The 15,009-nt window shown below is 40.8% G+C and carries 19 protein-coding genes and 2 riboswitches; of the genes, 5 read left to right on the top strand and 14 right to left on the bottom strand.

Features of this window, described 5'->3' with window-relative positions; all coding sequences use genetic code 11:
* Positions 1-190 precede the first annotated feature (190 nt).
* Together BM095_RS16305 and BM095_RS01085 are read left to right on the top strand one after the other, a co-directional pair.
* Entirely contained in the window at positions 191-496 is a 306-nt protein-coding gene (locus BM095_RS16305; protein ID WP_143083162.1) for a YheC/YheD family protein, read from the top strand.
* The gene (locus BM095_RS01085; RefSeq protein WP_091656243.1) at positions 483-1,820 is read left to right on the top strand and encodes a YheC/YheD family endospore coat-associated protein; all 1,338 of its coding nucleotides are present in this window, start codon (positions 483-485) and stop codon (positions 1,818-1,820) included. The genes BM095_RS16305 and BM095_RS01085 overlap by 14 nt, the downstream gene beginning before the upstream one ends.
* Positions 1,821-1,866: 46 nt before the next feature.
* Here BM095_RS01085 and BM095_RS01080 read toward each other — a convergent pair whose 3' ends face one another.
* The 5 genes from BM095_RS01080 to gcvT form a co-directional block, all read right to left on the bottom strand.
* Positions 1,867-2,328, bottom strand: a complete 462-nt coding sequence (locus BM095_RS01080) for a CotY/CotZ family spore coat protein (protein ID WP_091656241.1) — start codon at positions 2,326-2,328, stop codon at positions 1,867-1,869.
* Between the two features lie 208 nt (positions 2,329-2,536).
* On the bottom strand, positions 2,537-3,751 hold the full coding sequence (locus BM095_RS01075; RefSeq protein WP_091656240.1) for an ATP-grasp domain-containing protein: 1,215 nt from the start codon (positions 3,749-3,751) through the stop codon (positions 2,537-2,539).
* Positions 3,752-4,340: 589 nt separating this feature from the next.
* Positions 4,341-5,813 carry an aminomethyl-transferring glycine dehydrogenase subunit GcvPB gene (gene gcvPB, locus BM095_RS01065; RefSeq protein ID WP_091656236.1) on the bottom strand — a complete coding sequence of 491 codons (1,473 nt, stop codon included), beginning with the start codon at positions 5,811-5,813 and terminating at the stop codon, positions 4,341-4,343.
* A complete protein-coding gene (gene gcvPA, locus BM095_RS01060; RefSeq protein WP_091656234.1) occupies positions 5,810-7,159 on the bottom strand; it encodes an aminomethyl-transferring glycine dehydrogenase subunit GcvPA in 1,350 nt (449 codons plus the stop codon). The genes gcvPB and gcvPA overlap by 4 nt, the downstream gene beginning before the upstream one ends.
* A gap of 14 nt (positions 7,160-7,173) precedes the next feature.
* Positions 7,174-8,274, bottom strand: coding sequence for a glycine cleavage system aminomethyltransferase GcvT (gcvT, locus tag BM095_RS01055; protein WP_091656232.1), 1,101 nt, complete (start codon positions 8,272-8,274; stop codon positions 7,174-7,176).
* Positions 8,275-8,412: 138 nt separating this feature from the next.
* A riboswitch (glycine riboswitch) is annotated at positions 8,413-8,512 on the bottom strand.
* 3 nt (positions 8,513-8,515) lie between these two features.
* Positions 8,516-8,609, bottom strand: a riboswitch (glycine riboswitch).
* A gap of 127 nt (positions 8,610-8,736) precedes the next feature.
* Here gcvT and BM095_RS01050 point away from each other — a divergent pair.
* Both BM095_RS01050 and BM095_RS01045 read left to right on the top strand, forming a co-directional pair.
* Entirely contained in the window at positions 8,737-10,332 is a 1,596-nt protein-coding gene (locus tag BM095_RS01050) for a DEAD/DEAH box helicase (RefSeq protein ID WP_091656231.1), read from the top strand.
* Between the two features lie 16 nt (positions 10,333-10,348).
* On the top strand, positions 10,349-11,143 hold the full coding sequence (locus BM095_RS01045) for a YqhG family protein (protein ID WP_177194642.1): 795 nt from the start codon (positions 10,349-10,351) through the stop codon (positions 11,141-11,143).
* A 64-nt stretch (positions 11,144-11,207) separates the two neighbouring features.
* Here BM095_RS01045 and BM095_RS01040 read toward each other — a convergent pair whose 3' ends face one another.
* Positions 11,208-11,378 (bottom strand): DUF2759 domain-containing protein, encoded by a 171-nt coding sequence (locus BM095_RS01040; RefSeq protein WP_091656228.1) that lies wholly within the window; start codon positions 11,376-11,378, stop codon positions 11,208-11,210.
* A 191-nt stretch (positions 11,379-11,569) separates the two neighbouring features.
* On the opposite strand from BM095_RS01040, the gene BM095_RS01035 reads away from it, so the two are divergent.
* Positions 11,570-12,205: an MBL fold metallo-hydrolase gene (locus BM095_RS01035; RefSeq protein ID WP_091656226.1), complete on the top strand. Its 636-nt coding sequence runs from the start codon at positions 11,570-11,572 to the stop codon at positions 12,203-12,205.
* Between the two features lie 152 nt (positions 12,206-12,357).
* On the opposite strand, the gene BM095_RS01030 is transcribed toward BM095_RS01035, so the two are convergent.
* The 8 genes from BM095_RS01030 to BM095_RS16440 form a co-directional block, all read right to left on the bottom strand.
* On the bottom strand, positions 12,358-12,597 hold the full coding sequence (locus BM095_RS01030; RefSeq protein WP_091656225.1) for a DUF2626 domain-containing protein: 240 nt from the start codon (positions 12,595-12,597) through the stop codon (positions 12,358-12,360).
* Positions 12,598-12,780: 183 nt separating this feature from the next.
* Positions 12,781-12,969, bottom strand: a complete 189-nt coding sequence (locus BM095_RS01025) for a YqzE family protein (RefSeq protein ID WP_091656223.1) — start codon at positions 12,967-12,969, stop codon at positions 12,781-12,783.
* A gap of 30 nt (positions 12,970-12,999) precedes the next feature.
* Complete coding sequence (locus BM095_RS01020; RefSeq protein WP_143083160.1) at positions 13,000-13,377, bottom strand: hypothetical protein; 378 nt, start codon at positions 13,375-13,377, stop codon at positions 13,000-13,002.
* The gene (locus BM095_RS01015) at positions 13,356-13,835 is read right to left on the bottom strand and encodes a competence type IV pilus minor pilin ComGF (RefSeq protein ID WP_091657793.1); all 480 of its coding nucleotides are present in this window, start codon (positions 13,833-13,835) and stop codon (positions 13,356-13,358) included. The genes BM095_RS01020 and BM095_RS01015 overlap by 22 nt, the downstream gene beginning before the upstream one ends.
* On the bottom strand, positions 13,771-14,124 hold the full coding sequence (locus BM095_RS01010) for a prepilin-type N-terminal cleavage/methylation domain-containing protein (RefSeq protein ID WP_091656220.1): 354 nt from the start codon (positions 14,122-14,124) through the stop codon (positions 13,771-13,773). Before BM095_RS01010 ends, BM095_RS01015 begins: the two co-directional genes overlap by 65 nt.
* The gene (gene comGD / locus BM095_RS01005) at positions 14,108-14,557 is read right to left on the bottom strand and encodes a competence type IV pilus minor pilin ComGD (protein ID WP_091656218.1); all 450 of its coding nucleotides are present in this window, start codon (positions 14,555-14,557) and stop codon (positions 14,108-14,110) included. Before comGD ends, BM095_RS01010 begins: the two co-directional genes overlap by 17 nt.
* Positions 14,554-14,862: a competence type IV pilus major pilin ComGC gene (comGC, locus tag BM095_RS01000; protein ID WP_091656216.1), complete on the bottom strand. Its 309-nt coding sequence runs from the start codon at positions 14,860-14,862 to the stop codon at positions 14,554-14,556. Before comGC ends, comGD begins: the two co-directional genes overlap by 4 nt.
* Positions 14,859-15,005, bottom strand: a complete 147-nt coding sequence (locus tag BM095_RS16440) for a hypothetical protein (RefSeq protein ID WP_177194641.1) — start codon at positions 15,003-15,005, stop codon at positions 14,859-14,861. The genes comGC and BM095_RS16440 overlap by 4 nt, the downstream gene beginning before the upstream one ends.
* Positions 15,006-15,009 lie beyond the last annotated feature (4 nt).

Raw genomic sequence — 15,009 nt, 5'->3', positions numbered from 1 at the left:
CTTTCATATGACTAATAGGAAACAAGTTCACGTTCAGAAGGGAGGGGTATCATGGACAAAGATGTATACGAAAAAATTCTCTCTCTCCATGAAAACAACCAAAAGATAAAAGATTTATTGGAAAAGGAGGCGAACGAATTAAAAGAATTCTACAGCAAAGTATCCCCCTTTTCAAGAACAGCTTTCCTGGGTGCTAACAAAGCAATACCCAGAAAAACGAAAAGATATAATCGATCTTCTTTCTGAAGTAAGTACAAATACTAGTAAATATTTAAATTATTATATTTCAGGCTTAGGCAGTCTCACGATCGACTTTATCATGGATCCCCATGGAAAGATTTATTTGTTTTACGTAAAAGGCTGGGAAAATAAAACCTTCTTAAGAAAAGTGCATCGACAATCATGGAATAGGTATGTCACGAATAGTATTCATTACTTATATTATTTGTATCACCGTGCTTTAGAGGCGAAGGAGGAAATCAATGGTATGGATTAAAATAAAAACTTCCCAACAAGACGGCCATGCGCTCTACATTCCTTCTATGCTGATTGATGTTATTCCTTCCACGATTCACCTCACCTTTGGCAAACGAACGGCCGAAATCACTGTAAAAACAATGGAGGATTTCAGTCAGAAGACCCATTCGTTCAACCACCCTACGATTGTTTATATGACCCAATCATTGCTAAATCAACTGCTCATTATTAAAGATATTCCTTATCAGCTACGTTTCAAAAAAGAACAATGGATCATTGGCCCGGTAATAGGTCTATTACTAGGAGAGCAACAAGATTTTCTACATCCCCAACTCATGAATCGCTTTACAAATCGACTTACAGCATACAGTCAAATTGGCGGATTGATTATCGCGTTTAAAGATCAGCCCCTCCACTTAGAAAAGGAATGTATATATGGGCTATATTATTCACCGAACGAAAAGACATGGCTCCCTGGAAAATTCCCTCTCCCATCTGCCGTTTATCGTAGAACTTTTCGAAAAAACCACTTCTTTGTAAACCAACTTCATACAATAGTGGATGGAAATATTTTTAATTCTGTCAGGCTTACAAAATGGGAAACATACCAGTTGCTGCGGAAAGAGCCAATGTTTGAAAAATACTTGCCAGAAACGGTGAAAATCACAAGCATGACAAATATCAAAAAGTTTGTTTCGAAACATAGGGACGTCATTCTGAAACCTGCAAATTCATCACAAGCACGCGGGATCCTTATCATAAAGCGCATTTCCAAAGACTCTTTTTATTTACTAGACTACAGGAGAAAAAAAGACTCAGAAGCCATGCGTGTGACAGATCTCCAATTATGGGAACTTCTAAGGAGAGAACATATTATTCACAACACGTATATTGCACAGCCTTATATCAAGTTAGCCAACATTCACGGTACGCCGTGGGATATTCGTGTGGTGATGCAAAGGAACCGGAAAAAACAGTGGGAATGCCATGGTATTGAATGCAGACTTGCGAAGAAAAACCAGTTCATTACCAATATTTCACGAGGGGGAACGGGTCTAACTATAAAAGAAGCAGTAACTTTCTCTTTCGGCGAACCTTTTTACCCTATAATTAAAGAAAATGTTAAAAAAGCAGCTTATGCCTTTTGCCAAGTTTTAGACAAAACAAATGAGCACTTTGCAGAAATTGGACTTGATTTTGCTTGTGACACCGACAAAAATGTATGGTTTATAGAAGTGAATACAAAACCTTCTTTCCAAGGCTTTCAATCCATCAGCGAAAAAAACTACTCATATTTATCAACGGCGCCGCTTCACTATGCCGCATCGTTAGCCGGTTTTTAGCTCCACTTTATGTAACCAGCAAAAACGGACTGCTGGTTTCTCATATTTACCATTTAGGTTCTATTATCGGCAGCTTTCTGTTCATCAGTCGGGGATCCAGGCATTGGATCGCGCAGAAACACGAAAGGTCTACTTCAAGACAGAAAGAAGTTTTTTCTAAACGAAATAATTCTTTTAGGTCCGTCGTTTCATACCCGTCTATATCCAACGGACGAAGCAAAATGACCGTTGCACAATGGCTTTCTTTTCTTATCTCTTTCACGGCTAAAAAAGGTGTCGTGAACCAGTCTCGTTTTTCCATGGCGACAAATTCGGAGACTTCTTGGTTACCTTTCTTCTGATACAGAATGAAAGGAACCAACCCTTCACCGGTGTGGTCAAGAAGCATATGGCGGTAATATTTGCTGTGGAGAAAGTTTTTAAATTCTTTTTGAGATGCAACCAAATCTTCCAGCACTTCTTGAACACACGATTCCTCTTCACTCTTCAGAATAATTGCTTTTTTCATTTACCTCCCCTCCCCGTCTCCTCTTGCTTATTGTATTATATTACCGATAAGCGGAGGGCGTTATGACACATACCTAATTTCATGAAAAATACCTCACTTTTTTTCATAAAACCTACACATTTGAACCGTGCTTCATGGAATCTCAACAGGATCCCGCCTCCACTGTCATATCCATTCTTCACGCCACATCCCAAACTTCTTTAGTTGGTTACAGGGGGACGATATGAAACTTAATTTTTTTTGCTGCTACTATTGCATTCTCTTTCGCTTGCTCGATGTTATTTCCCGCTGCCATCACGTAAGCATAACGATGTCCCATAGAGGAAGGATAGCGAATGGTCATTCCTTTCCTCGGTTTAATATATACCTCTCTCACCCCCTCACTTTCTAATGCCGCTTCCTTCCCTGTCACTTTTAATACAGATCCTGCTGTTTGAACCGTTACGTAATAAGTGTGGATGAATGATTCGCGTTTCTTTGCCACATCTATGTCTTGGCCCAAATAAAGTTTTAATGTTTCGAGAGCAGGATTCACGCCAGAATAATGATAAATTATACGATTCATGGCCCCGCCAGATATCCTCGGATTCACTTCTATCAGCTTCCATTCGTTGTTAACATGTCTCATTTCAATGTGAAACGTTCCATTTTCCATTTGAAACATATTCACTACAGACCATACTACTTCCTTAATGGCTGGGTCCTTATGTCTCTCAGGAAGGGTCGTATAGCCAGTTACAATAAATGGGTCGTTATCACGTATCTCTTGATGAATAACGGCTAAAATGTATGGCTGCTTTTTCTTAACGATGACCTCTACTACATATTGTACTCCCTCTAAATAAGGCTCTACTATTACCGGAAGACGAGGTTCTTTCTTTTGTAAATATGTTATCTTCTTTTTCAAATCTGTTTTGTTGTCCACCCGGAAAACACCTTTTGATCCTGTCGACCGGGATGGTTTCACTATAACCGGGAAAGATTGGTTTATTTTGTCAACCAGGGAACTCACCTTTGTGTTTCCTGAAATGACGTCGTAGGGTGAAATTATAGAAGAATACTTCAACCTCTCTTTTGTTTGAATTTTATCTTCCATTTCTTCTATCGCTTTCGTTGAAAAAGCAGAGATCCCATATTCTTCTGAAAGCTTCGCTGCTGTGGATACATAGGGATCAATGAAACTAAGTATCCCTTTTATTTTGTAATTATCTTTTTTTAACTCGTTTATATACTTTTTCATTTCATCTAGCCGACTCAGATCCATCCATTTTATTTCATCTATTTCAGCAAATTCCTCTCTTTGAGCTGCAAGCTTTTCTTTATCAGTTACTACGATAGTGCGAAATTGTAACTCTTTTGCTGCTTTTATTGCTTCCCAACTCGCTCCTGACTTGTTCGTGCCAATGAAAAGTATCGAGTCCACCCGTATCCCTCTTCCAACATTCCATTATTGTCACAAGGTAAGCCGCACATGCGTTAGCTCCCCCGCTTTCATACTATAGTATGAATCCAGAATAAGGGGGTGATCAAAGTGGCAAAAAAGAAAAATAGAAAAAAACGTAACACTTGTGATCATTATCATCGTCATTGTCACTGCCGTTCTTTCTGTCATCCTTTCAGATGCAGGCCTATTCGTGGATTGTGCCACAACCACTGCCATTGCTCCCGTCATAGCAAATGTCATTCTCGTTGTTTTCACCACCGCAAAGTCCAATCATGGGAGCCATAGACCCCATCATTATTCCTTTCATGAATCCGGTAAGGAAAGTCTTTGTTCGTTCCCTATGTCTTATCTATATGCTAATCCCTTCGTATCCGTCTATTTTCTACATTTTGAATGATGTCGTTTATCAAGCGCTCTCTACCTTTCATGAAACTTGATTCATACAGTCTGGAAAAAAGCGGTGAGGAGAGGTATGATAATACATAAAAAAGCAGCGGACGATCCGATCATTCGGAAATCCGCTGCTTGATATTGGTTTTGGAATGAAGAAAGGATGAGATTCTTCATTCTAATCCTGATTGCTGTCCCCATATTTCAGAACTGGCTTTCTAGCTGCCAGTGCCTCATCTAACCTTTTTACTACGGTGTGGTGTGGGGCTTCTTGAACAATCTCTGGGTTTTCTTCCACTTCTTGCGCAATTTGAATCATAGCATCTGCAAATTCGTCCAATGTTTCTTTTGTTTCTGTTTCCGTTGGTTCCATCATCATACATTCTTCTATATTAATTGGAAAATAAATAGTCGGTGGATGATAGCCATAATCCAGGAGACGTTTCGCCATATCCAGCGTTTTTACCCCTAGCTTTTTCTGACGCTTACCAGATAAAACAAATTCATGTTTGCAATGTCGGTTGTACGGAAGATCAAAATAAGGCTCGAGACGTCTCATCAAATAGTTAGCATTCAACACGGCATATTCGGATACTTTTCTTAACCCTTCTGCACCCATTGTTCGTATATACGTATACGCCCGTAAGTTGATCCCGAAATTTCCATAATACGGTTTTACCCTTCCAATGGATTGTGGACGTTCACTATCCCAAGTGAATCCTTTTTCTGTTTTTTGCAGCACAGGCTTTGGCAAGAATGGAATAAGCTCTTTTTTAACACCGACCGGTCCGCTTCCTGGACCACCACCGCCATGAGGGCCGGTAAAAGTTTTATGCAGGTTTAAATGAACAACATCAAAGCCCATATCTCCTGGCCTGCTAATGCCTAAAATCGCATTTGAGTTGGCTCCATCATAATATAATCTCCCGCCCGCTTCATGAATAATGGCTGCCATTTCAACAATATCTTCTTCAAAAAGTCCCAACGTATTAGGGTTTGTCAACATTAATGCTGCTGTATCACTACCTGCTAATTCTCGCAAATGATCGAGATCGACAAGTCCTCTCTCATCTGTTTTTACAGTGACCGGTGTAAAGCCGGCAACTGCCGCAGAGGCAGGGTTTGTTCCGTGGGCGGAATCGGGCACAATAACTTTATCACGCCCTTTTTCTCCGTTCGCTTCGTGAAAAGCGCGTATCATCATCAAACCCGTCCATTCCCCTTGCGCTCCTGCTGCCGGTTGCAGCGTGACTTCATCCATCCCTGTAATTTCTGCAAGTGACTGCTGCAGATGATACATCACTTCTAAAGCACCTTGCACTTGCTCTTCAGGCTGGTAAGGATGGACATGAGCGAAACCGGGCATGCGTGCAACATCTTCATTCATCTTAGGGTTATATTTCATCGTACAAGAACCAAGAGGATAAAAGCCGGAGTCTACCCCGTAATTTCTCGTAGAAAGAGAGGTATAGTGTCTAATTAACTGTAACTCTGAAACTTCAGGAAGCTCTGGTTCTTCTTCTCGTATATAATCGGCAGGTAGTATATCCTCTACCTTTTCATTGGTATGATCGATATCTCCAAGACCATGACCGACACGGCCAGGACGACTCCTTTCGAATATGAGCGGCTGTTCTTTGTTTTGTATCATACGAGTCCCTCCAATGTCTTCACGAAGTGATCCATTTCCTCTTCTGTGCGCAGTTCGGTTACGCAAACTAGCATGTGACCCTCTTTTGTATGGTCTGACATCGCCAAGTCATAGCCACCAATAATCCCTTGTTGATATAACTTTTGATTCACTTCTCTGACAGGTTGTTTCATGTCAATGACAAATTCATTGAAAACCGGCTGCTCATGGACAATAGTAAGTCCAGCCTTTTTGCATTTCTCTTTCAAGAGGTGTGCTTTTTTTACATTGGCAGATGCCATGGTGCGGATGCCTTTTTTGCCAAGCGCACTCATTGTAACTGAAGCAGCAAGTGCATTGAGCGCCTGATTGGAACATATATTCGATGTCGCTTTATCACGGCGAATATGCTGTTCTCTCGTCTGCAATGTTAATACAAAACCACGAGTGCCTTCTTTATCTCTTGTCTGGCCAACGAGACGGCCAGGTATTTTTCTCATTAATTTTTTGGAGACAGCAAAATAGCCACAGTGCGGACCTCCCATTTGTGCCGGGATACCAAATACTTGGCAATCTCCAACGACAATGTCAGCACCGAAGTTTCCTGGCGGGGCTAAAATGCCCAATGCGAGTGGATTGCTCGATACGATAAACAAAGCTTTATGTTCATGAATAATAGCTTCGGCTTCTTTTAAGTCTTCAATGGAGCCGACAAAGTTCGGATACTGCAAAATTACAGCCGCCGTGTCATCATCAATCTCTTGTTTTAAATGCTCAAGATCTGTTTTTCCTTCTTGAAGCGGTATTCGTTCGACTACTAAGCCGAGACCGTCCGTATATGTCTCTAACACTTCAAATCCTTCGGGATGAAGCCCTTCTGAAACGAGGATTTTTTTCTTTTTCATTCTGCTTTCGCTGGCGGCAAGGACAGCCGCTTCCGCCAAGGCGGTGAGACCATCATACATAGAAGAATTAGCTACTTCCATATTCGTCAATTCACAAATCATAGACTGAAATTCAAAGATTGCTTGCAGCTCACCTTGCGATATTTCCGCTTGATAGGGAGTGTATGCTGTATAAAATTCAGAACGACGCAGCACATGGTCAACGACAGACGGAATGTAATGATCGTACACTCCTGCTCCTAAAAAGGAAGGATAATCTTTGACATTCATGTTCCGGCTGCTTAATGTTTGCAGCTCTTTCATAAGATCGTGTTCCGAGGCAGGAGGGGCTATGTTCATTTCCCCCTTAAATTGGATACTTTCAGGTATATCTGAAAATAATTCCTCTATTTCTTGGATGCCGATGGATTCCATCATTTCTTTTTTGTCTTCCGGTGTCATTGGTAAATAGCGAAAATCCATAACTTCATCCCTCTCTATCCTTTTTTGTAAAATGGTGTAGGTACAACGACCGCATGTAACGTCTTTTTGCGAACTTTCACATAAAGATCAGTGTCCTGCTCTGCATAAGGAGTTTTTACTAGTGCTAATCCTACGTTTTTCCGCAACGTAGGTGACTGGGTACCTGAAGTTATCACTCCAATGACTTCCCCTTCTTTGTTCAGAACGTCATAGCCTGTTCGCGGTATTCCTTTATCTATCATTTCAATCCCGCATAATTTCCGTTTAGGACCTGCTTCCTTTTCTTTCGTTAACGCCTGCTTACCAATAAAGTCACAATCTTTCTTTACTTTCACAGCGAAACCTAATCCGGCTTCTAACGGACTAATTGTTTCGTCAATTTCCTGACCGTACAATGGAAGTCTCGCTTCAAAACGCAACGTATCCCGTGCACCGAGTCCACAAGGGATCAGTCCGTCTTTTTCTCCTTCTTCTAACAACCGCTTCCATAGAGAAGGTGCCTCTTTCATATCGCAATAGATTTCAAAACCGTCTTCTCCAGTATATCCTGTACGGGAAACAAGGGCCGACGCGCCATCAATCGACACATTGTTTTCAAACCGAAAGAATCCGATACTGGATAAATCGGTGTTCGTCAGCCGAGACAAGATTCGTTCAGCGGACGGTCCTTGCAATGCAAGAAGCCCGTACTGAGACGATTTATCAGTGATGGTGACCTGTGAGAATGCGTGCTCTTTCAACCACTGAATGTCTTTTTCTGTATTGGACGCGTTCAAAATTAACAAGTAATGATTGTCCTTCAATTGATAAATGAGCAAATCATCGATGACACCACCTTGCTCATTACACATCATGGTATACATCGCTTTACCGGGCTCAAGCCTGGTTAAATCATTCGTGACAATGTATTGAAGAAAGGAAAATGCTTCATCTCCTGTAACTTCAGCCTCTCCCATATGAGATACATCAAAAAGCCCTGCCTTCTCGCGGACAGCTTGGTGCTCTTTTTTTATCCCCTCAAACTGGACAGGCATTTCCCATCCTCCAAATTCGACAAGTTTCCCGCCATACTCTTCATAAAGAGGATAAATAGACGTTCGTTTCAAACTACTCAAAGAATTTCAACTCCTTTTTTTGCATTACTGAAAAGCGTAAGGTGCCCGACTTGCACAGGACGTGTTGCCTTCTGCGAAATTTTATACTTTCCTTACAATACAAAAAAACAGAGAAACCCCTTCTTACCGAAAAGGTTTCTCTGTCCTGCAACCAGAAAGTTTCTTCTCCTGCTCAAGAAATGATACTGCCAGGAAGAATGTCTTCGTGGGTGGCTCTCAATAAGAGCTCTCTCCAGAGGTGCGTCCGACAAAAGTCTTTTTGCCTGAGAGATTCACTGCGAGTACAGCTTGCTCCTTCGGCGTCGTTCGTAAACGATCTCTCCCTTTGTCATCTTCCGCCCATATTCAATTATTCTATGTTATGTATGCCATATTACTTTTTGAACCATACTAATAAGAAACTAACACATTATTATATTAGCATGCTCTGGCGTGAAAGACAATCGTTTGGAGGGACACCAGATGACATTGAACATAACATTTGAGCAAGAGTGGGATACGATATGCGATGACTTGAATACCACTGCCTCTTGGGATCAATTTTTTCTTGCCTATGATGCAGAACACTGGATGTCTTCTCCTTCTTTTGAAGGATTGATGTGCGAAAAACATCTCCCTCATTTAGAATTATTTCCCCATCAAGAAAAAACAGCAAAAAGAGTAATCGAAGAAATGGATGGAAAAGCCATTTTAGCAGATGAAGTAGGGCTAGGAAAAACAATCGAAGCCGGTTTAATATTAAAAGAATACATGGTTCGCGGGCTAGTAAAATCAGCATTAATTCTTGTCCCCGCTTCTCTTACTGGACAATGGGCGAAAGAACTGAATGAAAAGTTTTACATTCCTGCAGTTGCACAGAAAAAAACATATGTCTGGAAGCAATCCGACATTGTCGTGGCATCAATTGATACAGCAAAACGTCCACCCCATCGAGATCTCGTTTTCGACCGGGAATATGACATGATTATATTCGATGAAGCGCATAAATTAAAAAACTCCAAAACAAAGAACTATGAGTTTGCAAGATCACTCAAAAAAAAGTTTTGTCTTATGCTTACAGCGACTCCTGTTCAAAACCATCCATCCGAACTTTATCATCTTATCAACTTGTTAAAGCCGGGCCTTTTAGGGAGTATGAAAGAGTTTCAGTCACTGTTTAAAGATAAAGGAGAAGAAGCAGTAAAGCATGTCATTCAGCAAATTATGGTACGTAACAAAAGAGAGGAAACGGGTCTCACATGGACGAACAGGAATGTTCACTCCACGTATGTCCGATTTACTGATGAGGAGCAAGCGTTCTATAATCAGCTCGAGGAGTTAAAAGCTTCGAAAGCCTCTGGAATTCATGGATTTACCGGTCTCACTCTATTAAGAGAAGCATGCAGCAGCAAAGAAGCTGCCTACTTAACGTTAAAAAACTTATACAATAAAAAAGAAATAGCGAAAGAAGAATATGAGAAGCTCTTGCAGACGCTTCAACATATTCAGACAAACAGTAAAGCACAAAAAGCATTAGAGATTATCCAAAATACAGAAGATAAAGTAGTGTTATTTACTGAGTACCGCGCTACTCAATTATACTTACAATGGTATTTCCAACAGCATGGCATCATTTCTGTCCCCTTCCGAGGGGGTTTTAAACGCAGTAAAAAAGAGTGGATGCAAGATCTATTTAAAAGCAGGGCGAAGGTGATGATCGCGACGGAAGCTGCCGGTGAAGGTATTAACTTACAATTTAGCAGTACTATTATCAATTATGATTTGCCGTGGAATCCAATGAGACTTGAGCAACGGATTGGTCGCTTACACCGACTCGGGCAAACGAAAGACGTGGAAGTATATAACTTTGGGGTGGCAGGCACTGTCGATGAACATATCCTCGCGCTCTTATATGAAAAAATTACTTTATTTGAAAATGTGATTGGAGAGCTCGATACCATTCTTGCTTCCACCGCTTACTCATCGATTGAAGGGTATATTGCAGATGCTTTGGATACTTCGGATTCTAGAAGAGAAGTGGAAGTAAAACTCCATCACCTTTCTGAACTAATCCAATAAGCACGGGAGGTGCATGATGGAACAAAAGGCAATCCATTCCTTTGTTAAAGATTATTTTCGAATATACGGAGCCGATATATTATTTGAGGATAATCGAAAACTCCAAATTCAACTGACAGAAGAATTGGACCAAGAGCTGATGAATCGACCTTTCTACTGGCAATATATTAAAAAGCTGAATCAACAACCTCAACCATTACAGCTAACTTTGTACACGGACGGAATGAAAGGGCCGAAAGAACAAGGAGAACCCCTTCATTTTGGATCTCCCCGCCTCCATCAGTTGTTCCAATCGGCAAAATCAAAGGGCAAAACAGCTTGGCTGTACGAACAACCAGAACTGGGCAAGACGCATCAGCCAGTCCCTTTATACCCCTGGCTCGTAGTAAATATCAAAGTGTCCTATTTATCTCATCAACAAAAAGACGTACTGCTTTCGTTTGGGCTTCAATTAATTCATGGACAAATCGTCGAGGACATGATGGAACATCTTCGTTCCAAAACGCTCCATCCTGTCATATCAGAAAGAACGTTTCCTATGAAGTCATTAATTCAATTAAAAAGCGGCCTATTGCGAATCAAAAAGCATGTAGAGGGTCATATCGCAAAAGAACCGTCAGAGTGGGCAGACCTGGCTTATCAACGGATGGCAGAAGAGTTACACGTCCTCGAGGTGTATTATGAGAATTCCAGCCAAAGTGAAGAGGAATATGAGCAGGAGAAAGCAGCAATAGAAGCAAGGTACAAGCCTAACATAGGCGTACAGATTATTAATTGTGGGCTATTTTATTTAAAAGACACGGCGTTATAACGGCATACAAAAACGAGGTTTCTCTCAAGGAAGAAAAACCTCGTTGTCTTTTGCCCAACAGTATTTACACTTCTGGAGCTCCACTGATAAAAATCGTCATAATGGAGAAAAAACCAAAAACGATAACAGAAATTCCCGCAAAGCCTACTGCGAAGAAGTTTCTCCGTTTTACTTCACGTACTACGGCAAACGCGCACAGGATAGTAGCTACGAGAAACATTATACCAATAGCCATGGAATGCTTCCCTCCTTTTTATGTAATCTCACTTTTTTTCATATGTTATTTAACAAAATAAATTTATTTCGTTTATATTATACCCTTTTTCGTCTGTTTATGCACTATCAATTTTAACTCATCCTGCTCCCCTGTTATAATAGAAGCGCCCCATGAATTTAATTATAATTATAAATAGGAGGACTTCTTTCATGAATTGGGAACAGATACCTTTAGGTCCGTTGCAAACAAATTGTTACGTTTTATACAACCACCAACGTGAGGCCGTCATCTTTGATCCAGGCGGGGATGCAGGTGTATTGGAACGTTGGCTGCAAGACAATGAGATCACACCTGTCGCCATTCTTCTCACCCATGCCCACTTTGATCATATAGGGGCTGTAGATGATATAAAACGTACATACAATGTCGATGTGTATCTCCATAAGAATGAAGAAGACTGGCTCGGAGATCCTGAGAAAAACGGTTCCGCGCGCTTTCTTGGCGGATCATCCATTACAATCGATAAAGCGAATCATTTGTTGAGCGGGGAGACCGTACTATCCGTCGGTTCTTTTCAATTTACTATGTATGAGACACCAGGACACTCTCCAGGAAGTATTTCCTTTTACCACCAAGAAAGCAGCACTGTGTTCTCCGGTGACGCTTTATTCTTTGGCGGCATCGGCCGGACCGACTTGCCCGGTGGAGACCATCAGTTACTATTAAACTCCATTCACGAGAAGCTCCTTCAACTTCCAGAGGATACTGTAGTCGCTTGTGGTCATGGTCCAACGACTACCATCGGAAATGAGATGGACAGCAACCCGTTTCTTCACGGCTTCTAGTGGCTAAGGGAGTCTTGTCGTCACCGCGCAGGTTATGGCAGATTCCAACCGAAGGCTTTGCAGGGACAATCCGTCATCCTATACTTTCTTGCCTTATGAAAAAAAGAGCGGCTGCCGCTCTTTTTTTATACATGCATATGTAAATAAATGCATTAAGAAAATGTAGGGTTCATAAAGAATGTAGTATAATAGCTGAAACCAACAAAGAATACTGCTAAATATGCACCGAAGATATAAAGATACATACGCTCTGTCAGCTTCATAAACCCAAGCCCTACAAATAAAGCAGTTTGGGCAAAAAACAGTACGGCCATGCTGAACATGTCACCCACAAAGAATAAAACCGCGAACACCGCTGTCCAGAATCCAATCATACGAAACATGCGATCCATATCATTTCCCTCCTCTTCACTCTAAAATATACACGCAAATGCCAGGAAAAACAAGGGGAGCCATTAGGGGAAACGGCGCCTTGTCTTATTCCTGAAAACGTTGCTTTTTTTGCTCTAAATTCATTATAAGAAATCTATTCTAAACGTCAACCCTTGCTACTAAACCATCACAATGTGGCCTAACTATTTTTTTAGCATCCGTCTTCTTTGTTTCCAGCTCATTTTGACAGAATAAGGAACCATCCCAAACCATTTTGACCAAAACCCTTCTTTCGTTGTGGTTGACTTGGTTTTTTTTGATCTGTCATTTTTTTGGTCAATGGCTCCTACAATCTCCTCTGTTATAAACTTAACAAATGGATGAGGTTTCATGATACCACTCTTCCTCATTAACTTTTGTTTCTACTTTTCCCTCTTTTCCTCTGTTTCATTCTCTATTTCTTCAATATTCCCCGCATACACTCGATGTTTCCTCACCTTGCCTTCTTTGTTAACCGCTTTAAATTCGATTTGATACGATTCGTTTTGGTGGAGCAGCGTCACTTTTACATCAACCTTTCCATCAGGAAAAGAAAACGAGTGATCCCTGAATCCATGTTTCGTGGACTCCAACCACTTCGTCTCTCCATTACGCAATAACCATTCCAGTGCTAAGACATTTTCTTCCTGCCGCACATTTTGCTTACTATTCAAGTACACATGAAGTTGAAAAAGGAGAATACTCGTTATTAAAAAACAGATCATTAGAATGACAGGCATTATGGCTCCCCTCTGACCCATATGTTCTCCCTCCCTGTCATAGATGGCCGATATCCAAGGGATGTTTTCCAAATAACTCCATGCAAATCAGTTACTTGAATATCCGCGCCATAATCGGTAGAGGAAACGTTAAAATGGTTGATATTCTGAAGTGTTATTTCGTATCCTCTTCCGTCCTTTGTTCTAATAATATTTTCTCCGGAACGACGGTATTGTATTTCGGTTGTTTCTGTCTGTATCGTTAGTCGATTATTGTTATCATTTAACCGCCGAGCGTAGTCCATATCATCTTTGATTTGTTGAAAAAACATGTGGATGTCTTGCCGTACGGGGTCAGAGGGAGGAGTGAAAAGGGGAATAAAAAAAATGACGACAGATACACAAATGGTAAAAATACTGAAAGCAACGAGCGTCTCAATGAGAGTCATTCCCTTCTGTTTTCGGAATAACATATAAACATTTTTCATATTCTCTTTCATTCGTTCCCTCCCAGACGATACATGTTTCGAATCCCTCTCCTTTCTTCTTGGAAGTTGATGTGTAACCTTTTAATTCTTTGGCAGGCAAGGACGTATTTTTTCCCTTTTTCCAAATGTGGAGAGCTGTCTTTTCTACTAAATATAACGCTTTTCTCTCTTGTGTAATGGATTGCTTTTCTTGAACTACTTTCTGAAAAATAGGCAGGAGCAGGGAAAAAATAATCAGTAAAATACTTAGTGCCGTCACAACCTCTATTAACGTCATTCCTTTTTCAAGTTTCCTCCACATAAAATCTCCCCCTGCCAACAAGGAAAACAAAACGATACCTTCCTGCTGGAGTGATCATATAGAATGTTCCAGGCTTTCTAATATTCCCTCTCGTGTTAAAGAAGATCTCACTTAAATGGACCGTTGAGCGCTCAATTGACAAATTGGCAGGGATTTTCCGTGTTATCAAGGGATCCTCTCCTATCCCTTCAGGCTTCACATAATAATGATCCCCTGCAACTTGAATCAACACTCCTTTGCTGTTCGCGTAAGCATATTGTTGAGCAAAGCGAAGATCTTCCGAAACCAACTCAATGAAATGACGGTATACCTGTTTTGTGTGAATGGAATGATAAGATAAAATGGGGATTCCAAGCGTCACAGTGATCACCATTAATACAACGACCATTTCACTTAAGGTATGACCGCTCTCCGCTTTCACTATCTGTTTCACTCTTCCTCCTTCTTCACCTTACCATCGACGAGTTCTAATGGTGTATTATCCGGACATTCAATTCGATCCACATAGTTTTCAGTCACTAAATCATCAAGCGACGCCGGCCATTCATTAAATTCAACTTGATAAGCTGCTGCTTGCGCCTCGAGCAATTGAATCGTTGCGTCACACCCCTTCGTTTGGGCTACATTGTTATTCGTTACCATGTTAGGGATAGCAATTAACAAAAGGACAGTAATAATAAGTAAAACTATCATCATTTCAATCATCGTGAATGCTTTCTCGTTATAAATAAACTTCATTTTCGTTCTCCTTTTCTTTTACTAGCGTGTACTTTCAACAAGTGTATAACGTCTAATTCTTTGCTTTCTTCAAGCCTGGTAAGTCGATTATCTATTTCCTGTAAACACTCGAGTATCGTTAGGACCTCTTTCGTTTTTTCCACATCT

The organism is Alteribacillus iranensis, assembly GCF_900113025.1.
Classification (GTDB): Bacteria; Bacillota; Bacilli; order Bacillales; family Marinococcaceae; genus Alteribacillus_A; species Alteribacillus_A iranensis.
Note: the sequence above shows the minus strand (reverse complement) of the source record. Positions and strands in the feature narration are given on the sequence as shown.